This window comes from Telluria sp. B2 (assembly GCF_051789535.1).
Classification (GTDB): Bacteria; Pseudomonadota; Gammaproteobacteria; order Burkholderiales; family Burkholderiaceae_D; genus Telluria.
The window spans coordinates 3,553,615-3,572,459 of sequence record NZ_CP196525.1 but is presented as its reverse complement, the minus strand read 5'-3'; the positions used below and the strand labels follow the sequence as shown (position 1 = coordinate 3,572,459).

Sequence of the window (18,845 nt, the reverse complement as noted above, 5' to 3'; positions counted from 1 at the left end):
TTGAAATGTTCGCCACCTTCCCAGTCCATGTCCTTACAGCTTCGCTTCCGACGTATCGCGCTGGCGCCCTCGCTGGCCATCGCCATGGCCACCGCCATGCTGCTGCTCACCTTCGTGACGCTGCAACTGGTCGGCCATACCTCGGCCAGGCAGGCGGAAGCCGACATCGGCCGCAGCCTGGCCGAGCTGGCGTTCCAGACCACCGACAAGCTCGACCAGGGGATGTTCGAGCGCTACCGCGAAGTGAAGCTGATGGCCGAGCGCCACGAGATCACGGACCGCGCAGTGCCCCTGGCGGTCAAGCGCGCCCTGTTCGACAGCATGCAGGCGACCTATCCCTACTACGCCTGGATCGGCCTGACCGACAAGGCCGGCAAGGTCCAGGTGGCCAGCCGGGGTCTGCTGGAAAACGTCGACGTCTCGCGCCGGCCCTGGTTTGCCGCCGCCGGCAAGGGCCAGCACCTGCACGATGTCCATGAGGCGGTGCTGCTGGCCCAGCTCTTGCCGAATCCGCGCCGGGAGCCGCTGCGCTTGTTCGATATCGCCTTTCCCTACCGCGGCAAGAGCGGCGAGATCGAGGGCGTGCTCGCCGCTCACCTGAGCTGGGAATGGGCCGCCGATATCGAGCGCTCGGTGCTGCGCCCGCTGGCCGAGCGCAAGGCCGTCGATACGCTGATCCTGAGCCGCGGCGGCTCGGTGCTGCTGGGGCCGCCGGCCTATGCCGGCAAGGTGCTGGACCAGGAAAGCGTGCTGCGGGCCCGGCAGGGCGCCAGCGGCTCGGCGATCGAAACCTGGCCGGACGGCCGGCGCTACCTGGTCGGCTACAGCCCGAGCCGCGGCCACCGGACGTATCCAGGGATGGGCTGGGTGGTCGTGGTGCGCCAGCCGCTCGAGGACGCCTACCGCCCGGTCGAGGCCCTGAAGGCGAAGATCCTGTGGGGTGGCCTCGCCACGTCCCTGCTGGCCGCCCTGGCGGTCTGGGCGCTGGCGCGCACCGTGACCCGCCCGCTGCGCACCATCACCGACCAGGCCGACAGCCTGCGCGAGGGCCGCGTCCACGAGATCGCGCCGGTGCGCAGCCGGCTGGCCGAAGTGCAGATCCTGCAAAGCGCCCTGGACGCCCTGCTAGCCAAGCTGCGCGCCAACGAGCAGGGCTTGCGCGAGCTGAACGCGACGCTCGAGAGGCGGGTGCAGGAACGCACGATGGCGCTGGAGGCGGCGGTTGCGGCCAGCAGCGCCGGCAAGCGGCGCATCCGGGCGATCCTCGACACTGCCCTGGACGCTTTCGTGGGCGTGGATGCGGCCGGGTGCATCATCGACTGGAATCCGCGCGCCGAGCAGATCTTCGGCTGGCGCCGCGACGAGGCCCTGGGCCGCAGCGTGTCGAGCATGATCATCCCGCCGCGCTACCGCGAGGCGCATGACCGCGGCATCGAGCGCTTCTCGATCGCCGGCAGCACCGGCGTGGTCGGCAGGCGCCTGCAACTGGTCGCCCAGCGCCGCAACGGCGAGGAGTTCCCGGTCGAGATGACGATCGGCCTGGTGAACGACGGCACGACCCATTTCTTCGGCACCTTCATGCAGGATATCTCGGAGCGCAAGCGCATCGAGGACGAACTGGCGCGCGAGCGCGAACTGCTGGACGCGGTGCTCGATTCCATCGACGTCGGCGTGGTGGTCTGCTCGCGCGAGGGCAGGGTGACCCTGTTCAACCGCGCGGCGCGCGAGATCAACGGCCTGCCGCCTGACGCCGCCTCGCTCGACGAGCGCGACGGTCATTACCGGCTGTTCGCGGCCGACGGCAAGACGCCGATCGCCCCCGGGAAGACACCCCTCCACCGGGCGCTGGCGGGAGAGCTGGTCGAGAACGCCGAGGTCGTCGTCAAGCGCCTGCAGCGCGCGCCGCGCACGGTGTTCGCCAGCGGGCGCGCCCTGCATGCAACCGATGGCACGAAGATCGGCGCGGTGATCGCTCTGAAGGACGTGACGGAACTGCGCGAATCGGCGCGCCGCCTGGAGGCGAGCGAACGCACGCTGCGCACGATTACCGACAACCTGCCGGTGCTGATCGCCTACATCGACCATGAGGAGCGCTACCGGTTCGTGAACGCCACCCATGAAAAGTGGTACGGCGTGCCGGTGGCGGACATTGTCGGCAGGACCGTGAAGGAAGCGCTGGGCGAGGAACCGTACGCGCGCGACGCGCCCTTCCTGCGCCGCAGCCTGGCGGGCGAGCCGGTGAAGTTCGAGACGCGCATGCCGGGCCCGGATGGCTTCAGGACCGTCGAGGTCACCGCCATCCCCGACGTCCAGGACGGAGCCTGCCGCGGCGTCTATGTCCTGAGCGCCGACGTGTCGACGGCCAAGCGCCACGAGGAAGAGCTTAACCGGCTGGCCCGCATCGACCTGCTGACCGGCCTGCCGAACCGGCGCAACTATGGCGAGCGGCTCGAGGAGGCGCTGCGCCGCGCCCGCCGCAACGGCACAGCGATTGCCCTGATGTATCTCGACGTCGACCATTTCAAGCAGGTCAACGATAGCCTGGGCCATGCCGCCGGCGACGCCGTCCTGCAGGAATTCGCGCAGCGCGTCAAAGCCGCGGTGCGCGCCACCGACACGGTCTGCCGTCTCGCGGGCGACGAGTTCACGGTGATCCTGGAAGGGGTGAAGTCGGCCGAGGAAGCGCTACTCGTGGCGGCGAAGATCCTGGAAGCCTTCGAGCGGCCCGTGCTCCTCGAGCAGGGCGAGCGGATGGTGTCGACCAGCATCGGCCTGGCCTACAGCGCGTCGGCGGGCGTCGACGCGGAAGGACTGGGCGTGGCCGCGGACCAGGCCCTGTACCTGGCAAAGGAAGCCGGCCGCGGGCGGTCTGCCCTGAAGCGGATCGATTGAGGCCCGCCGCCCGCAGGAGGAGGGCGGCGGGCAGGGTCTCGACCGTGTGGCCGATCAGCCCAGGTCGGACGCGTCGTGGCGTTCCGGCACCTGGTCTTCCGGGTTGCCGAACACGCGGTTGACCTTGCGCCCGCGGATCACGGCCGGGCGCGCCGCGATCTCGTCGGCCCAGCGGCGCACGTGCTGGTACTCGTGCACCGAGAGGAATTCGCCGGCATTGTAGAGATGGCCCAGCACGAGCTGGCCGTACCAGGGCCAGATCGCCATGTCGGCGATGGTGTACTCCTCGCCCGCCACGTAGCGGTGCTCGGCCAGCTGGCGGTCGAGCACGTCGAGCTGGCGCTTGGTTTCCATCGCGTAGCGGTTGATCGGGTACTCGTATTTTTCCGGCGCGTAGGCGTAGAAGTGGCCGAAGCCGCCGCCCACGAAAGGCGCCGAGCCCATCTGCCAGAACAGCCAGTTCAGGGTTTCGGTGCGCGCCGCGATGTTCTGCGGCAAGAAGGCGCCGAACTTCTCGGCCAGGTACAGCAGGATCGAGCCCGATTCGAACACGCGCAGGGGTTTCTCGCCGCTGCGGTCGACCAGGGCCGGGATCTTCGAGTTCGGGTTGGCGGCGACGAAACCGCTGGAGAACTGGGCGCCCTCGTTGATCTTGATGAGCCAGGCATCGTACTCGGCGCCGCCGTGGCCCAAAGCCAGCAGTTCTTCCAGCATGATGGTGACCTTGACGCCGTTCGGCGTGGCCAGCGAATACAGTTGCAGTGGATGCTTGCCGACGGGCAGCTCCTGCTCATGGGTCGCGCCGGCGACCGGGCGGTTGATGTTGGCGAAGTTGCCGCCGGAAGCGGTCGGGGTCCAGACTTTCGGCGGTTCGTACACTCCGTGCTTCTGCTGGTCGGTCATCGATTTCTCCTTGAATTCGGGTTAACTTGCATGCCTGACCAGATTCTAGCCGCACTGGCCGGATGGCGCTGATAGGCTCTACGTAAAGCGCTTGGCTCCGGCAACGCACAATACGACGACAAGCGCGGAGGCGATCATGCCCGACGAGATCGGCTCATGCAGGAATACCGCTGCCAGTATCAGGCCGAAGAATGGTTGCAAGAGCTGTAATTGGCCGACTTTGGCAATGCCGCCCAGTGCAAGGCCCCGATACCAGAAGATGAAGCCAACGAGCATGCTGAAGATCGACGCGTAGGCGAGGCTGGCCCAGGCCGGCACGCCAACCGACGTCCAGATGGCGGGTGCGGTGAACATGGCAATGATTGCCATCGCCGGCAGCGACAATAGCAGTGCCCAGGAAATGACCTGCCATCCGCCTAGCCGGCGCGATAGTGTTGCGCCCTCCGCATAACCCAGGCCGCAAAGGAGAATCGCGGCCACCATCAGCGCGTTGCCAGGCATGGAGCCGCCGTCGCTTGTGGAAAGCGCAAAGCCGGCCACCGTTGCTGCGCCAAGGATGGAAAATGCCCAGAATGCCGGCTTGGGACGCTCGCCGCCGCGCAGGACACCGAAGATGGCGGTCGCCAGGGGCAACAGTCCGATGAAGACGATGGAATGGGCAGCCGTGATGTGCTGGAGTGCGAATCCGGTCAGGAGCGGAAAGCCAAGGACCACGCCGAGGGAAACGACAAGCAGCGGCAAGATATCCTTTTTTAAGGTTCTTCACGGATTAGCGGGAAGCAATGCTAAAAACAAGAAAGCGGTGAAGAAGAGCTAGACTTGTTGTGCGACCAACAAAGCTGACTCAACTCACCGCTTTCATGACGAATCATAATCTTGACCTCCCGTTCTGGGAAGGGTTCATTGCATCTAAATTGGAACGCGGACCTGACGCAGTGTGGATCAACCTGCGACGCGATCCTGGGGCGCCGATGGTATGCGGCGGCTGCGGCCATCACTGTCATCAGATACACGAAACAGGCCTACGCACTATCCGCGAGCTGCCCATGTTCGGTTTGCCGGTGTGGCTGCGTGTGCCTCTCAGACGGCTTCGGTGTGGTCAATGCGGCACCCGTACTGAGCGCGTGAGCTGGCTCGACCGGCACGCCCGAGTGACCCGCGCCTTGGCTGAATTTGTAGGCTTGTGGTGCGAGAAGCTGCCGGTAGCCCATGTGTGCAAGCTGGCGCAGCTGCACTGGGAGACGGTGCGCAATATCGAGCGTGCCAAGCTGGAACGTGAATTGGCTACCTTGCCTGCAGCACAGCCAACCCGGCTTGTCATGGACGAGTTTGCGCTGTTCAAAGGCCATCGCTATGCCACGGTCGTGCTCGATGCCGACAGCCGGCAGGTGCTCTGGGTCGGCGAAGGCCGCAGCCGCGAGGCCATCCGGCCGTTCTTCGAATGGCTCGGCCCTGAACGCTGCGCCAGGATCGAAGCCGTAGCGATGGACATGAATACCGCGTTCGACCTGGAAGTGCGGCGGCAATGTCCGAAAGCGCGCGTGGTCTACGACCTGTTTCACGTCATCGCCAAGTATGGCCGTGAAGTCATCGACCGGGTACGCGTCGACGAGGCCAATCGTCTGCGAGACGATCGTCCACAGCGTAAAGTCGTCAAGCGCTCCCGCTGGCTGTTGCTGCGCAACCGGGAAAACGTCCCGCCGACGCAGCAGGCGAATCTGGATGAGCTGCTAGCCGCCAACCAGGCTTTGATGACGGTGTACGTGATGAAGACGACACTTAAGGAACTCTGGCAGACATCAGGCGGATGGCAATGGCTTCTCGCCTGGCGGAACTGGCTCAGGATGGCGCGCGACAGCGGAATCGAGCCGCTCAGGAGATTCGCTGCCAAGCTCAAGCCTTACTGGCGGGGCATTGCAGCACGGCTGCGCTGGCCGATGCATACCGGCCAGCTCGAAGGCATCAATAACCGCATCAAGGTCATGAAGCGGATGGCCTACGGCTACCGCGATAGCGACTTCTTCTTCCTGAAGATCAAAGCCGCATTTCCCGGAAATCCGTGATGAACCTTTTTTAATGGCAGCGTCTGCCGAAGTGTGAACAAGAAAAACGCCCCGAGCAAACCGGCAATCACGGCGCGTGCCGAGGTAAGGAACATCGGGGAAAAATCGACGACGGCAATCCGGGTCGCCGGTAATGAACCGCTGAATATGATGACCCCGATCAGGCCGCTGCCCCATCCGGCTGACGAGCGTTCCATTTTCCCCCGCTTTCAGATTCGCTGTAATGAACGCCGCAAATGTGGCGCAACGGAGCAATGACCTGCCCTGCGTCCGCGCGCATTGTCCGGATTTCGAGGGGCTTATGATCGGCAGGCGCTGATCGCGATTTTTGCAGCTTGGGCAATAATATCACTGCGCGCGCTGGCGTTTTTTACCGACTGTCGGGTGTAAACAGCCAGCACGATCGGTGCCTTGTCCGGTGGGTAGATCACAGCGATATCACTGGCGCTGCCGTAGCTGCCGGTGCCTGTCTTGTCGGCCACCTGCCAGCCGGCCGGCACGCCGGCATGGATGCGTGCAGCGCCCGTCGTGTTCCCCAGCATCCAGTCACGCAAGCGGCGGCGCCCCGGCGGTGGCAAGCCGTCCAGCAACAACAGCTTCTGCAACGTGCGTGCCATCGCCAGCGGAGTCGTCGTATCGCGTTCATCGCCAGGCGTTGCGGTGTTCAGCTCGGTTTCCCAGCGGTCCAGCCGAAAATATTCGTCTCCGAGCGCGCGTGCATAGCGCGTCAACCCGGCCGGACCGCCCACTTCACGCAGCAGCATGTTGCCGGCGGTGTTGTCGCTGTATTGCAGGGCCGCGGCGCACAACTGCGCCACGCTCAGTTCGCCGTCGACGTGCTTGCCGGTAATTGGTGACCAGTCGACAAAGACGGACTCTGGCAAGGGCAGGCGCCTGTCGAGCAAACCGGGCTCCATGGCTTCGCGCGCCAGCACGGCCGCCGCCAGCACTGCCTTGAACGTACTGCACATCGGGAAGCGCTGGTCCTGGCGATAGCCGATCGTCCGTCCGGTGGCAGTGTCGATCGCGGCCACGCCGAGCTCGCCGTTCAACTCGCCTTCGACAGCGGCGAAACCGGCCTTGCCCGCCGTCGGCGCGGCGGCTGCGGGAAAAGGCAAGGAGGCAAGCGCCAGCACGAGATGGCGGCGGCTCATCGAAGGCGAGAAGCGTCGAGGTGGGCTCATTGGTCTCATTTGTGTAGCGCAGCAGCTATCGTTGGACTTCGAAGCGCTTGCCTGGCGCTCGAAGGCGCGGGCTGGCGCCGCCTTCAAGCGGAAGGGAAGGACGCTCAGCTCCTGCCGAACTCCGGATTCGGACGGGTCATGTAGTACCACTCCGAGTTGGCGCCGGCTTTCGCGTCCGGGAACAGGATGCGGCCGCTGAACTCGGCCAGTACCGGCGTGCCGTCGGCGCGTACCCCGATCTGTTCGCCCTCGATCACCGGGTCGAAGCTGGCCCAGGCGCGGCTGAACTGGTCGGCGGCATCGGTCTTGTCGTGCACCACGACCATCTGCAGGGCTTCCATTTCGTCGAAGGGCACCGGTTCCGGGTCCGGCGCGTCGATCAGCTTCAGGTGGGCCAGGGTATTGATGATGGCGCGGTAGGCCACTTCCGGGGCGCGCGGGTCGACGTGCTGGCCGCATTCGAGGGTCAGCGCGTAGCCGCCAGTCGTGCGCATGTATTCGGTGGTGCCGACGCCGTAGCGCAGCACGGTCTCGAGCTCGGCTGCATTCCCGCGCGTGCGGCGCTTGACGCCGCCGCCATAGGCCGCCATCCAGCCGGTCACGAAGCGGCGCACGCCCAGGCGGCGCGCCAGCGCGCGTTCTTTTTCGGCATGCTGGAAGGGCTCCAGCTCGCCGTCGTTGTTGACCGGGCCCACCATCACGAAGGGCTCGCCATGGGCGGCGTTGAAGGAGTGCAGGTCGAGCAGCACATCGTGTTGGGCCAGCAGCGGGCACAGCCAGTTGGCGACCTGGTCCTCGAAGTCCTGCGGGTCGTCTTTCGGGAACAGGTTGCGGTTCAGGTTGCGGTCGCCGTTGCGCTCGTTCTTGGCGTAGGCGAGGGGATTGACGATGGGGACGAAGGTGACGCTGCCCGCCACGATCCGGAGTTCCCCGCTGTCGATTTCGGCCATCACCCGCTTGATCGCCTCGGTGCCGCAGATTTCGTTGCCGTGCGTCGCCCCCATGATGATGACGCGCGGACCTTGGCCCAGGCCGGTATAGTTGACGGATTTGAACTGGAAATTGCGGGCGGAGCTCATGCGATGGTGATCCAAGGAAATATCGGTGGCGTCATTTTATCGGGAAACCCTGGCCCGCGTGCGTGCAGCATGGCATCATTCGCAACCCTGGCAAGCCAACCCGACCGATGACCTCTTTCAGCAGTGCGCGCCCCAGTGCACGTATCCACGGGCTCGACACCCTCCGCGCCCTTGCCGTGACCCTGGTGGTGCTGCACCACTACACGCTCTTCGTTTCCAACGACGACGGTACCTTCGGCTGGGTCGGGCGGATAGGCTGGGTGGGCGTGGACCTGTTCTTCGCGCTCTCCGGCTACCTGATCGGCAACCAGATCTGCGCCGCGCTCGGCACGAAAGAGGGGTTGTCGCTGAAGTCCTTCTATGCGCGGCGCCTGCTGCGCACCCTGCCGAATTTCTGGGTGGTGCTGGCGATCTACTTCCTGTGGCCGGCCTTCCGCGAGGACGCGCCGCTCCTGCCCCTGTGGCGCTACCTGAGCTTTACCCAGAACCTGGGCCTGGCGCCGGGCACTGCGTTCTCGCACAGCTGGTCGCTGGCGATCGAGGAGCAGTTTTATCTGTTGCTGCCGGCGCTGGCCATGCTGGGCGCGGCGTTGCGCCTGCGCATTTCCTTTGCCTGGGTCGTCATCGGGCTGGTCGTGATCGGCGGCATGCTGCTGCGCGCCTGGCTCTGGAGCGCCCACGTCGACGCCCACAAGTATGGGATTTACTTCTATTACAAGCTCATTTATTACTCGAGCTTATGCCGCCTCGACGAACTGGTGGCCGGCGTCGCGCTTGCGCTGCTGAAGAACCGCCACCCGCAGGCTTGGGCCGCGCTCACGCACCAGGGCCGGTTCTGGTTGTCCGCCGGCGTAGTGGTGACCGGCCTGACATTCTGGCTCTTCCTCGATAACCACTACGGTTTCGCGGCGACGGTGTTCGGCTATCCGCTGCTGGGCCTGGGCTTCGGCCTGCTGATCCTGGCTGCGCTGTCCGAGCGTTCGCTGCTGCGCGAACTGCGCATTCCCGGCGCCGCCAGCCTGGCCTTGTGGTCCTATGCGATCTACCTGACCCACCGCGGCGCGAGCGCGCTCGGGGCCCAGGTCCTGAGCGGGCTCGGATTCGGGCCGCAGACGACAGTGGCGATTGTCGTGCTGCTGGCGCTGTCGGTCCTGTCGGGCTGGCTCCTGTACCGGCTGGTCGAAACGCCCTTCATGCGCCTGCGCGAGCGCTATGTGCCGAGCAACCTGGCGCGGCCGGTGTACCACGTGAATCGGCTGCCATCCTCCGATGTCTAGTGTTCAATAATATTTCTTCGAACTGGAACTCTTCAGTGCTAGGATGTGGCAAGAAAAGCTACCTCAACTTCGCCTAGGGAGAAATGATGAGAATTGTACTTTCCGCCGCCATACTCGCCGCCAGTCTCCTTGTTTCGGCGCCGCAGTCGGCTTTCGCGCAGAGCATGGCATCGAGCAGGGAGCAGATCGAAGACGTGATCGCAAGTTTCGGAAAAGCGATCGTCGACAAGGACGTCGCCGGCTTCATGAAGCTTTTCCTGCGGGAAGACATCGCATGGAATGTCGTCTATACGGATGACAGTGTCAGCAGGTATAACGCAGCTCTCAAGGGCACGGGAACGCCCCTGGCCACCAAGGTCCAGGGAGGCAGTCCCCGCAAGTTCATCGAAAGCATTGCGAGGTCCAGGGAAGTGAAATCCGAAACCTTCTCCAACGTGCGCATCGACACCGACGGCGAGGTCGCCCAGGTCTGGTTCGATTACACCTTCATGAGCGGCGACTACAAGAACGCCTGGGGCAAGGAAGGCTGGCAACTTGTCAGGACCGACGCGGGCTGGAAGATCGTCGCAGTCACCTGGTCGGCGGAAGAAAACCCCATCCCACGCTGATGCCGGACTCCGGTTCGAAGACGCGTGTCCGGTTTCTCAGTCGCGCGCTTCGATCACGTCGAAGGCCGCCGGCATCGCGCCCAGGAAGGCCAGGGTTGCGTGCACGCGCTCGCGCATGTCCTGGCCCTGGGTCGCCTCGATGGCCGCGCGCAGGCCGGGGCGCGCTTCGATCGTGTGCGGGCTGCGGTAGGCCTCGATCAATAGCATCACCAGGTCGGTCGGCGCGCCGCAGGAGCGGCGCAGGCGGGTGTCGATCACGCCGAGCAGGGTGCGCTGCATGGCCGGCGTCGGATTGACGATGTGGGCGAATACCGAAGGCGTGTTGGCGATCGACTCGCACAACGAACGCTCGATGGCCTCGGGCTTGAGGTCGGAGGCGATGTCGAAGTATGCCCGGTCCCAGCGCGTACGCGCATAGGCGTGGCCGGCGGGGAAACGGTCGATGGTCTCGAAGCCCAGCGCGTGGCTCGCTTTCGAGAGCAGGTCGAGCACGATGGGCATCAGGGGCATGGCGGGGAAGGACGGACGATGAACATGCCGGAAGTGTAACGCAAGCGCGGCCGGGCGATGCATGGATCGCCCGGCCGCGTTGTCAGTCAACGTGCTGCTTGCGCGCTAAGCGAAGCGGCCTGCGCGGAAGTCCTCGACGGCCTGCTGCAGCTCGGCCTGGGTGTTCATCACGAACGGGCCATACTGCGCGATCGGCTCCTTCAGCGGACGGCCCGCGATCAGCAGCAGGCGGGTCGGTTTCGCCGCCTTGATCACCACGCCGTCGGCGCCTTCCGCATTGTCGAGGATCGCCATGCGCGTCTGCGGCACGCCCTTGCCGGCCACCACCGCCTCGCCGCGGAATACGTAGATGAAGGCATTGTGCCCGGCCGGCAGCGCCTGCTCGAAGGTCGCGCCTTCCGGCAGCTCGACGTCGAGGTAGAGCGGCTCGGTGCCTTCGCGCTGCACCGCGCCGGCCACGCCGTGGCTGGTCCCTGCGATTACCTGCACGGTCGCGCCGGAATCCAGCGTGAAGCGCGGCACTTCCTCGTTCGGGATGTCGCGGTACCAGGGCGCGCTCATCTTGTCCTTCGCGGGCAGGTTGAGCCAGAGCTGGAAGCCTTCCATCAGGCCCTCGTTCTGCTCGGGCATCTCGGAGTGGATCACGCCGCGCCCGGCCGTCATCCACTGCACGCCGCCGTCGGTCACCAGGCCTTCGTTGCCGGCGCTGTCGCGGTGGCGCATGCGGCCGGTCAGCATGTAGGTGACGGTCTCGAAGCCGCGGTGCGGGTGCTCCGGGAAGCCGGCGATGTAGTCGCCGGCCTTGTCGCTCCCGAAGGCATCGAGCATCAGGAAGGGATCGAGGCGGCGCTGCAGGGTGTTGGTGAGGACGCGGTTGATCTTCACGCCGGCGCCGTCCATCACGTACTGGCCTGCGATGACGCGCTCGATTGCGCGCGCCTTCGTCACGGATTGGGTGTTCACTACCTGGGTCATCATCTTCTCCTTGTCTGCGCCGCCGGAGCGGCTTTAGAGCGCCTAACAAAGCCTCCATGGCGGCGTTGCATCGTCTCGCCGTACGCTCGTACTGTCTTCGACAATGCGCCTTGCCCTGAAGCTTTTGTTAGGCGCTCTTAGTTGTTTGCCTTACGCCAGTGCGGCGGCAACCGTCGCGTCGGCTTCGGCCTGGCCTTTCGCTGCGGCTTCCGGACCCATCGCCTGGCCGGCCGAGTACACGAAGGTGTGGTCGGTCATGCCCAGGAAGTTCAGCAGCATGCGCACGAAGGGCACTTGCGGGTCGGCCTCGACCGGGTAGATGCCGCCGCGCGAGGTGGTCACGAACACCTTCTTGTTCTTCAGCAGGCCTTCCGGACCGTTCTCGGTATAGCGGAAGGTCACGCCGGCACGGGCGATGGCGTCGAACCAGCTCTTCAGTTGCACCGGGATGCCGAAGTTGTACATCGGCGCGCCGATCACGACCACGTCCGCAGCCTGCACCTGGGCGATCAGGGCGTCATCCAGGGCCACGCGGGCGGCCTGCTCGGCAGTGCGCTGCTCGACCGGGGTAAACAAGGCGCCCAGGGCGGCCTCGTCCAGGGTCGGGTGCGGATCGCGCGCCAGGTCGCGGGTGACAACTAGCGCGTTCGGATTGGCCGCGACCAGCTTGGCGACGATGCTGTTGGCAACGCGGGTCGATTCCGACTGGGCGCCGCGCAGGCTGGAGGTGATCTGCAGAATGTTCATGGAGGCTTCCTTTGTTGTGTATGGGTTGTGTATCGATGGAAGCTACTTTAGCAGTTCCAAAATCGAACCAGAAGCCGCTAGAATGGATAACATTATTCAGCCAGTGGAACAATGTCATGGAAGTCGAACCGAACGACCTGCTGCTGTTCGCGCGGATCGTGGACGCGGGCAGCTTCAGCCAGGCCGCCGCGCGCGTGAACCTGCCCAAGTCGACCGTCTCGCGCCGCATCTCGCTGCTCGAAGCGCGCCTGGGTGAGCGGCTGCTGCAGCGCACGACCCGCAAGCTGGTGCTGACCGAGTTCGGCGCCAGCCTGCTCGAGCACGCGCGCAAGGTGGCGGAGGAAAGCGAAGCGGCCGGCGCCCTGGCCCAGCACCGCCAGGCCGCGCCCAGCGGCCGCCTGCGCATCTCGCTGCCGGCGGACTTCGCCAACCTCGGCATGAGCGCGATGATCGGGCGCTTCCTGGAGCGCTATCCGGCCGTGAGCGTGGAACTGGATTTGTCGCCGCGCCGGGTCGACCTGGTGGCAGAGAACTTCGATATCGCGATCCGCATGGGCGACCTGCCGGACGACGCCTCCCTCAACGCGCGCCGGGTGACGCTGCAGCGCTTCGGCCTGTATGCCTCGCCCTGCTACACGGCCGTGCGCGGCCTGCCCGAGCACCCGGACGACCTGCTGGGCCACGACCTGCTGTGCCTGCTCAGCCGCAGCGGCGGGGCCGTGCCCTGGGTGCTCACGCGCGGCAAGGTGCGCTGGGAACGCGAGCTGCCGGCGCGCCTGACCGCCAACTCGCCCGACCTGCTGGCGCGCATCGCCTGCAGCGGCGCGGGCATCGCGGCCAGCTCCGAACTGTTTGCGGCGCCGCTCGTGCGCCGTGGCGAACTGGTGCGCGTGCTGCCGGAGTGGGAAATGCCGACCGCCACCGGCTGGGCCGTGTTCCCGGGGCGGCGCCTGATGCCGGCCAAGACCCGGGCCTTCCTCGACATGATGGAAGAGATGTTCTGCAGCGAGGCGGGCGGCGAAGGGCGCTAGCTGGCGGTCTGCCCGGTCTGCCATGACAAAAAAGCCAGGGACGGCGCTTGCCACCGTCCCTGGCTGTGTTAGCATTTGGCAATGAACTGCGTACGCACCACCTCCCTGGCGATTATCACCACCATTCTTCCAATGGTGGGTTAGCGCTTTTTCGTTGCAACCCGCCGAGCGGCGGGTGTGCATCGATGCCCGTCTCTTCGGCCAACTCAAGGAGACTTACCATGGCATCGCATCCACTCGAACAGGTCATCCAGGCGACAGACAGGGCCATCACGGCAGGCGACTTCGACGCCCTGATGGATTTCTACGCGCCCGACGCCACCCTCGTCGTGAAGCCGGGCCTGAACGTCAGCGGCAAGGCCAACATCCGGGCGGCCTTCGTGAAGATCGCCGAGTACGTCCGGCACAGCCTCGTCGTCAGCCAGGGCCTGTTCGAAGTCGTCGAGGGCGGCGGCACCGCCCTCGTGATCATGGAGTCCCTGCTCGACTATGTGGAAGAGGGCAGGCCGGTCTCGGTGACGCGGCGCGCCACCTATGTGTTCCGGCGGGAGGCGGACGGCACATGGCTATGCCTGATCGATAATTCCTATGGCACCGCGCTGCTGGACGCGGCGGGCGTGTCCTGACGCAGGAGCGCCTCCAGCATGGCATGTACGCCGCTCTCGGCCGATGGCGCCGGCGAGGTAGCCGGGGAACTGGCGCGACCATTCGCTGGCGATGCCGGTCAGCCGCCCCGCCCATGGCCCGGAATCGGCCGTGGAGGCGGGCGCGGCGGCGTGCTCCTGGCCGCCGGCCAGTTCGGCCAGGTCGGCCGGCGCGGCCGTGTAGCGCTCGAAGGCCCAGTCCCTGAAGAATTCGGCCTGCGGCGCTGCCGCCTGCGGGCCGAACAGGCGCACCAGCTGCGCGCGGCAATGCGCGCGCATCGTCGCCTCATCCAGGCCCTGGCGAAGCTGCGCCGGAATCCCGAGGAAGCCGAACAGCGCGGCGCCGGCGCCGGGCACGGAAGCGTCGTGGATCTCGCCCATCGGCCCGCGGCTGCTGCGCGCTTCGCCGGACAGGCCCAACCGGCGCCAGAAGGGCGCCGCATACACGGCGGCATACTTGGCATGCGGCGCCATCCAGGTCGGCGTCGCGCGCCACGCCCGGCCCAGGGCCTGCGGCAGTGCGGGCGTGAATGCGATGCTGCTCTCGGCCAGGCGCGGCGGCACGGCCAGCAGCACGTGCGCGGCGCGCCAGGTGTGCGCCTGGCCGGCGAGGTCTTCGCAGTCCAGTTCCACTTGGCCGCCGGCCTGGCGCAGCCGGCGCACGGCCTGGCCGGTGACGACCCGCGCGTCGGGCAGGCGAACCCGCAAGGCATCGGTCAACGCCGCCATGCCTCCGGCGAGGCGCATCGACGGCGGTGCGTTCACGTAGCCAGGCACCCGGAACGGCGGCTCGCTGCCGGCACGCTCGACCAGCATCTCGCCCTCCTCGTGCTGGGCAAAGCGCTCCAGGCCCAGGCCGCGGATCAGACGGTCCAGCCGCGGCTGGATGCCGGGCCAGAACCAGGTCGGCCCGAGATCGAAGCGCTCGCGCGGGTCGGCGCCAGCCGCCCCGTGCGACGCGATCCGTCCGCCAATGCCGTCGCGCGCTTCCAGCAGGACGTAGTCGTGTATTCCTTCCTGCTCGAGGCAATACGCGGCGAACAGGCCGCCCAGGCCGCCACCGACGATCGCGATCCGTGCGCTGCGCATGCTCACTCCTGCGCCGGCACCGCGGCCGGGGCTCCGGTGCGCAGGTAGAGGGTTGCGCCCTGCGGGCCGGCGCGCAGCGCGGGATAGGCGCCGGCAGGCAGGCGCATCCAGGTTCCGCAGGCGTGGCGTGCATCGTCCTCGACGAGCTCGCCGGCCAACACGAGCATCTCGGCGCCGGCCACCGGCTCGGCCAGGACCATGCCGTTCGCTTCCACGCGCTGCAGCGACACTTCCTGCCCCTCGGCGGCAAAGAGCGGACAGACCGCGCGCGCGCCCTGCTGCCGCCAGGACGAGGGCGCACGGGTGTCGATGCGCACGCCGGCGGTTTCGGTTGCCGTCATCTGGCGCAGCTTGACGAAGATCGTGGCGCCCTCGCGGCTGGAAGGCGTATGGGCCGAACCCGGCGGATTGCGCAGGTACCAGCCCTCCGGATAGTCCCCGTGCTCGTCGGAAAAGACGCCGGACAGGACCAGGATTTCCTCGCCGCCCGGATGGGTGTGGGCAGGGAAGCGCGAACCGGGCGCGTAGCGCACGATGCTGGTGGCGCGCGCTTTTTCGGCGCCGATCCGGTCCAGCATGACGCGCTCGACACCGCCCTGCGGCGAGGCTGTCCAGGCGTACTGGTCGGGGGCGACGACGGCGCGGCGCGAGAAGTCGGCATGGATGAGCATGATCGTTCCTCAGCTGTGGCCGGCGCAGGCGACCGGCAGTTTCTTGCCTTCGAATTGATTGCTCATGTTGATTGCATCCTTGCTCGTTGAGATGTACAGGATTGTCGACCAACGCGCGCACGCCGGCAAATGAGATAATCTGTCTCTCATTGAAAGAAAATCTTTATCGTCATGGCCTCGCTCGTCCACCTGAACGCACTGCGCGCCTTCGAGGCCAGCGCCCGCCACAAGAGCTTCTCCGCAGCGGCGGCCGAACTGAACGTGACGCCGGCGGCCGCGTCCGACTGGTTCCGACCGAGGCGGCCCAGAAGGCGCTGCCCGATATCCGCGCGGGGTTCGACCGTCTCGCCCTGGGGGTGGAACGCCTGAAGGAGGGCGTTGCGGGAGGTGTGCTGACTGTCACCGTCAGCCCCGCATTCGCCGCCAAGTGGCTGCTGCCGCGCATCGACAGGTTCCAGGCCGCCTGGCCCGATACCGACGTGCGCCTGGACACGAACCACAAGCCGGTGGACTTCGTTGCGCAAGGCGTCGACATCGGCGTGCGCTACGGCGCCGGCGCCTGGCCGGGACTGGCCGCGGACAAGCTGATGGAAGAAGAGATCTATCCGGTCTGCTCGCCTGCGCTGCTGCGCACGCCGGGCCGGCTGGGCAAGCCCTCGGACCTGACTGGAGAAACTCTGATCCACGACCTGTCGATGGAGGGGCACAGCGGTTTTCCCTCATGGGCGCAGTGGTTCGCGCTGGCCGGCGTTGGCGACCCCGGCGCGGCGCGCGGCCTGCGGATCAACAACTCGGCGGCGGTGCTGCAGGCGGCCATCGATGGCCATGGCGTGGCCCTGGCGCGCGGTGCGATGGCGCACGACGACGTGCGGGCAGGGCGCCTGCTGCCCTTGTTCCCGCAGGTGCGCTGCCAGTCGCCGCTGGCCTACTACGTCGTGTATCGGCCGGAATGCGCGGGGCTGACCAAGCTGGCGGCCTTCCGCGACTGGCTCCTTGCCGAGGCCGCAAGGAACGAGCGGGCGGCCTGAGCAGCGCATCAGGGGCCGCCGGGAGCGGCCGGTCAGCATGCTATGATGCAAGCCTCCCAGCCCTATCCTTTCGACGCATTGAAACACACGCTCTTCCTCTTCGACCTGGACGACACGCTGCTCGACTTTCGCGCGTCCGAACTCCTCTCCTTCGAACGCACGCTGCGCGCCCTCGGCCTGCAGGGCAGCACCGATAGCCTGTTCCAGCACTACCAGGCGTTCAACCTGGCCCTGTGGCGCAGCTTCGAGGCCGGCACGGTCACCAAGGACTTCCTGAAGGTGGAGCGCTTCCGCCAGACCTTCCAGGCGGCCGGCCTGGACCTCGACCCCGAAGCCGCCAGCCGCCTCTACCTCGAGGCCTTGCCGCAAACCGTGGTCCTGGTCGACGGCGCGCGCCAGCTGTGCGAGGCCCTGGCCGGCATCGGGGAACTCGGCATCATCACCAACGGTGTCGACCACATCCAGCAGCGGCGCATCGCCAGTTCCGGACTGGGCGAATATATCTCGTTTGTTGCCACGTCCGAAGCCTGCGGCCACGCCAAGCCGGACAGCCGCTTCTTCGACTACGCGGCCCGGATGGCGCGCGGTTTCAGCAGGGAGGCCACGGTCATCGTCGGCGACCGGCTCGATGCGGACATCCTCGGCGCCAACCTGTTCGGCATCGACAGTTGCTGGTTCAATCCCGAGGGCCTGGCCAACACCTCGCAGGCCACGCCGAGCTGCGAGGCGGCCAGCCTGCGCGAAGTGATTCCGGCGCTGGAAGCGCTGGCGCTGGCCTGAAAGCGCGGCAATCCGCCCGTCAGTTCATCTATACTGCCTGTCCACAGCCGTGACACCACCACACAAGAAGGAGACAGGCAATGTTCAATCACATCGTGATCGGTTCGAACGACATCGAGCGCTCGAAACGTTTCTATGACGCCGTGCTCGGCACGCTCGGGGCCGGCGAGCCCATCCCCAACACGGCGCCGTCCGGCCACGCCCGGCTCTTCTACCGGCACAACGGCGGCACCCTGGGCATTACCGAGCCGATCAATGGTGAGGCAGCCTGCGTCGCGAACGGCAGCACGATCGGCTTCAGGTGCGATTCGCCCGAGCAGGTGCAGCAGTTCCACGACACGGCGCTCGCGCACGGCGGTGTTTCCATCGAGGACCCGCCTGGCCTGCGCGAAGGCAGCCTGGGCGCCATGTATCTCGCCTATGTGCGCGACCCGGACGGCCACAAGCTGTGCGCGGTCTACCGCCCCCGCTAGACCGGACGCGGCAGGCAAGGTTCGGCCTGCGGTCCTGAGCGCAATCGAATTCCTTGAACGAGTGTCGTAGCAAAATTATAATGTCGCTCCAGCCCACGGCTGAGCCTGGCAAGCGCCTGGCTCGGCCGTGGGCGGCTCATGTTTCCCGCCACCACGACGCAAGACGCAAAGGAGTCCCATGTACGCTGAACCGATTTCCCAAAGGCTGCGCAGCCTGGTCCGCTCGCTGCCGCCCACCGGCATCACGTTGAGCGAGCTGATCCATCGCGTGGGCAATGACGGCCTCCTGATCCTGGCCGCGCTGCTCACCCTGGTGTTCCTGATCCCCATCTCCATTCCCGGCGTGAGCACCGTGTTCGGCGCCGCCATCCTCCTGATCGGCATCAGCCGGCTGTTCCGGCGCGAACTCTGGATTCCGTCGCGCCTGAAACACAAGACCATCGGCACCAAGAAGCTGCGTCCGGTGCTGCGCAAGGCCTTGCCCCTGCTGCACAAGCTGGAACGCGTCAGCCGCCCGAACCGGATCGAATGGCTGGTGGCCGGCGGCCCCGTCCAGCGCATGAACGACGCCTCCCTGATCCTGGGCGCCGTGCTCCTGATGATGCCCTTCGGCCTGATCCCGTTCAGCAATACCTTCCCGGCCGTCGCGCTGCTGTTCCTGGCCATCGGCCTGTTGCAGCGCGACGGCGTCTGCGTGCTGCTGGGCTACATCAGCAATGTGCTCACCATCGTGTATTTCAGCGTCCTCATCGGCGGAGGCGGGCTGGCGGCGCGCGAGGTGGTCGGGCGCCTGAGCAGCTGAAGCACATGCCGGCAGCGTGGGGAAGACGGCCGGCGTCGCCTTTTACCGACATTGCTTGAAGGACATTGATGTTGGCGTACGGCAATCGT

The 18,845-nt window shown here is 66.4% G+C and carries 17 protein-coding genes and 2 pseudogenes; 10 read left to right on the top strand and 9 right to left on the bottom strand.

The window, feature by feature from the left end; all coding sequences use genetic code 11:
* Positions 1–27: 27 nt before the first annotated feature.
* Complete coding sequence (locus tag ACSUZJ_RS15845; RefSeq protein WP_499409746.1) at positions 28–2,892, top strand: sensor domain-containing diguanylate cyclase; 2,865 nt, start codon at positions 28–30, stop codon at positions 2,890–2,892.
* A 54-nt stretch (positions 2,893–2,946) separates the two neighbouring features.
* Here the strand turns inward: ACSUZJ_RS15845 and yghU are convergent, their stop codons facing one another.
* Positions 2,947–3,795 carry a glutathione-dependent disulfide-bond oxidoreductase gene (gene yghU / locus ACSUZJ_RS15840; protein WP_499409744.1) on the bottom strand — a complete coding sequence of 283 codons (849 nt, stop codon included), beginning with the start codon at positions 3,793–3,795 and terminating at the stop codon, positions 2,947–2,949.
* A 78-nt stretch (positions 3,796–3,873) separates the two neighbouring features.
* A pseudogene (locus ACSUZJ_RS15835) lies at positions 3,874–4,557 on the bottom strand (DMT family transporter); the annotation flags it as partial.
* A gap of 98 nt (positions 4,558–4,655) precedes the next feature.
* On the opposite strand from ACSUZJ_RS15835, the gene ACSUZJ_RS15830 reads away from it, so the two are divergent.
* Complete coding sequence (locus tag ACSUZJ_RS15830) at positions 4,656–5,858, top strand: ISL3 family transposase (protein ID WP_499409742.1); 1,203 nt, start codon at positions 4,656–4,658, stop codon at positions 5,856–5,858.
* Positions 5,859–6,157: 299 nt separating this feature from the next.
* On the opposite strand, the gene bla is transcribed toward ACSUZJ_RS15830, so the two are convergent.
* Together bla and ACSUZJ_RS15820 are read right to left on the bottom strand one after the other, a co-directional pair.
* Complete coding sequence (gene bla, locus ACSUZJ_RS15825; RefSeq protein WP_499409740.1) at positions 6,158–7,042, bottom strand: class A beta-lactamase; 885 nt, start codon at positions 7,040–7,042, stop codon at positions 6,158–6,160.
* 104 nt (positions 7,043–7,146) lie between these two features.
* A complete protein-coding gene (locus tag ACSUZJ_RS15820) occupies positions 7,147–8,121 on the bottom strand; it encodes a succinylglutamate desuccinylase/aspartoacylase family protein (RefSeq protein WP_499409738.1) in 975 nt (324 codons plus the stop codon).
* 107 nt (positions 8,122–8,228) lie between these two features.
* On the opposite strand from ACSUZJ_RS15820, the gene ACSUZJ_RS15815 reads away from it, so the two are divergent.
* The gene (locus ACSUZJ_RS15815) at positions 8,229–9,398 is read left to right on the top strand and encodes an acyltransferase family protein (RefSeq protein WP_499409736.1); all 1,170 of its coding nucleotides are present in this window, start codon (positions 8,229–8,231) and stop codon (positions 9,396–9,398) included.
* A gap of 83 nt (positions 9,399–9,481) precedes the next feature.
* Positions 9,482–10,006 (top strand): nuclear transport factor 2 family protein, encoded by a 525-nt coding sequence (locus ACSUZJ_RS15810; protein WP_499409734.1) that lies wholly within the window; start codon positions 9,482–9,484, stop codon positions 10,004–10,006.
* 36 nt (positions 10,007–10,042) lie between these two features.
* Here ACSUZJ_RS15810 and ACSUZJ_RS15805 read toward each other — a convergent pair whose 3' ends face one another.
* From ACSUZJ_RS15805 to ACSUZJ_RS15795, 3 genes are all read right to left on the bottom strand, one after another.
* Positions 10,043–10,516, bottom strand: coding sequence for a hypothetical protein (locus ACSUZJ_RS15805; RefSeq protein ID WP_499409732.1), 474 nt, complete (start codon positions 10,514–10,516; stop codon positions 10,043–10,045).
* Between the two features lie 105 nt (positions 10,517–10,621).
* Positions 10,622–11,491: a pirin family protein gene (locus ACSUZJ_RS15800; RefSeq protein ID WP_499416572.1), complete on the bottom strand. Its 870-nt coding sequence runs from the start codon at positions 11,489–11,491 to the stop codon at positions 10,622–10,624.
* Between the two features lie 150 nt (positions 11,492–11,641).
* Positions 11,642–12,238 (bottom strand): FMN-dependent NADH-azoreductase, encoded by a 597-nt coding sequence (locus ACSUZJ_RS15795; protein WP_499409730.1) that lies wholly within the window; start codon positions 12,236–12,238, stop codon positions 11,642–11,644.
* A gap of 116 nt (positions 12,239–12,354) precedes the next feature.
* On the opposite strand from ACSUZJ_RS15795, the gene ACSUZJ_RS15790 reads away from it, so the two are divergent.
* Positions 12,355–13,269, top strand: coding sequence for a LysR family transcriptional regulator (locus tag ACSUZJ_RS15790; protein WP_499409728.1), 915 nt, complete (start codon positions 12,355–12,357; stop codon positions 13,267–13,269).
* 221 nt (positions 13,270–13,490) lie between these two features.
* Positions 13,491–13,895: a YybH family protein gene (locus ACSUZJ_RS15785; protein ID WP_499409726.1), complete on the top strand. Its 405-nt coding sequence runs from the start codon at positions 13,491–13,493 to the stop codon at positions 13,893–13,895.
* Here the strand turns inward: ACSUZJ_RS15785 and ACSUZJ_RS15780 are convergent.
* Together ACSUZJ_RS15780 and ACSUZJ_RS15775 are read right to left on the bottom strand one after the other, a co-directional pair.
* Complete coding sequence (locus tag ACSUZJ_RS15780) at positions 13,836–15,002, bottom strand: flavin monoamine oxidase family protein (RefSeq protein WP_499409724.1); 1,167 nt, start codon at positions 15,000–15,002, stop codon at positions 13,836–13,838. The genes ACSUZJ_RS15785 and ACSUZJ_RS15780 overlap by 60 nt on opposite strands.
* Positions 15,003–15,004: 2 nt before the next feature.
* The gene (locus ACSUZJ_RS15775) at positions 15,005–15,673 is read right to left on the bottom strand and encodes a cupin domain-containing protein (RefSeq protein WP_499409722.1); all 669 of its coding nucleotides are present in this window, start codon (positions 15,671–15,673) and stop codon (positions 15,005–15,007) included.
* Positions 15,674–15,844: 171 nt separating this feature from the next.
* On the opposite strand from ACSUZJ_RS15775, the pseudogene ACSUZJ_RS15770 reads away from it, so the two are divergent.
* The 4 genes and pseudogenes from ACSUZJ_RS15770 to ACSUZJ_RS15755 all read left to right on the top strand — a co-directional run bounded on the left by ACSUZJ_RS15770 (position 15,845) and on the right by ACSUZJ_RS15755 (position 18,756).
* Positions 15,845–16,701, top strand: a pseudogene (locus ACSUZJ_RS15770) (LysR substrate-binding domain-containing protein).
* A gap of 42 nt (positions 16,702–16,743) precedes the next feature.
* Positions 16,744–17,481 carry a YjjG family noncanonical pyrimidine nucleotidase gene (locus tag ACSUZJ_RS15765; protein ID WP_499409720.1) on the top strand — a complete coding sequence of 246 codons (738 nt, stop codon included), beginning with the start codon at positions 16,744–16,746 and terminating at the stop codon, positions 17,479–17,481.
* A gap of 80 nt (positions 17,482–17,561) precedes the next feature.
* Positions 17,562–17,954 (top strand): VOC family protein, encoded by a 393-nt coding sequence (locus ACSUZJ_RS15760; protein WP_499409718.1) that lies wholly within the window; start codon positions 17,562–17,564, stop codon positions 17,952–17,954.
* 178 nt (positions 17,955–18,132) lie between these two features.
* Positions 18,133–18,756: an exopolysaccharide biosynthesis protein gene (locus tag ACSUZJ_RS15755; RefSeq protein ID WP_499409716.1), complete on the top strand. Its 624-nt coding sequence runs from the start codon at positions 18,133–18,135 to the stop codon at positions 18,754–18,756.
* Positions 18,757–18,845: the final 89 nt, after the last annotated feature.

What these genes read in the sequence shown, in the direction of transcription:
- ACSUZJ_RS15845 (WP_499409746.1), top strand. Translation starts at nt 28, where the DNA reads ATGTCCTTACAGCTTCGCTTCCGACGTATCGCGCTGGCGCCCTCGCTG.
- yghU (WP_499409744.1), bottom strand. Translation starts at nt 3,795, where the DNA reads ATGACCGACCAGCAGAAGCACGGAGTGTACGAACCGCCGAAAGTCTGG.
- ACSUZJ_RS15830 (WP_499409742.1), top strand. Translation starts at nt 4,656, where the DNA reads ATGACGAATCATAATCTTGACCTCCCGTTCTGGGAAGGGTTCATTGCA.
- bla (WP_499409740.1), bottom strand. Translation starts at nt 7,042, where the DNA reads ATGAGCCCACCTCGACGCTTCTCGCCTTCGATGAGCCGCCGCCATCTC.
- ACSUZJ_RS15820 (WP_499409738.1), bottom strand. Translation starts at nt 8,121, where the DNA reads ATGAGCTCCGCCCGCAATTTCCAGTTCAAATCCGTCAACTATACCGGC.
- ACSUZJ_RS15815 (WP_499409736.1), top strand. Translation starts at nt 8,229, where the DNA reads ATGACCTCTTTCAGCAGTGCGCGCCCCAGTGCACGTATCCACGGGCTC.
- ACSUZJ_RS15810 (WP_499409734.1), top strand. Translation starts at nt 9,482, where the DNA reads ATGATGAGAATTGTACTTTCCGCCGCCATACTCGCCGCCAGTCTCCTT.
- ACSUZJ_RS15805 (WP_499409732.1), bottom strand. Translation starts at nt 10,516, where the DNA reads ATGCCCCTGATGCCCATCGTGCTCGACCTGCTCTCGAAAGCGAGCCAC.
- ACSUZJ_RS15800 (WP_499416572.1), bottom strand. Translation starts at nt 11,491, where the DNA reads ATGACCCAGGTAGTGAACACCCAATCCGTGACGAAGGCGCGCGCAATC.
- ACSUZJ_RS15795 (WP_499409730.1), bottom strand. Translation starts at nt 12,238, where the DNA reads ATGAACATTCTGCAGATCACCTCCAGCCTGCGCGGCGCCCAGTCGGAA.
- ACSUZJ_RS15790 (WP_499409728.1), top strand. Translation starts at nt 12,355, where the DNA reads ATGGAAGTCGAACCGAACGACCTGCTGCTGTTCGCGCGGATCGTGGAC.
- ACSUZJ_RS15785 (WP_499409726.1), top strand. Translation starts at nt 13,491, where the DNA reads ATGGCATCGCATCCACTCGAACAGGTCATCCAGGCGACAGACAGGGCC.
- ACSUZJ_RS15780 (WP_499409724.1), bottom strand. Translation starts at nt 15,002, where the DNA reads ATGCGCAGCGCACGGATCGCGATCGTCGGTGGCGGCCTGGGCGGCCTG.
- ACSUZJ_RS15775 (WP_499409722.1), bottom strand. Translation starts at nt 15,673, where the DNA reads ATGCTCATCCATGCCGACTTCTCGCGCCGCGCCGTCGTCGCCCCCGAC.
- ACSUZJ_RS15765 (WP_499409720.1), top strand. Translation starts at nt 16,744, where the DNA reads ATGATGCAAGCCTCCCAGCCCTATCCTTTCGACGCATTGAAACACACG.
- ACSUZJ_RS15760 (WP_499409718.1), top strand. Translation starts at nt 17,562, where the DNA reads ATGTTCAATCACATCGTGATCGGTTCGAACGACATCGAGCGCTCGAAA.
- ACSUZJ_RS15755 (WP_499409716.1), top strand. Translation starts at nt 18,133, where the DNA reads ATGTACGCTGAACCGATTTCCCAAAGGCTGCGCAGCCTGGTCCGCTCG.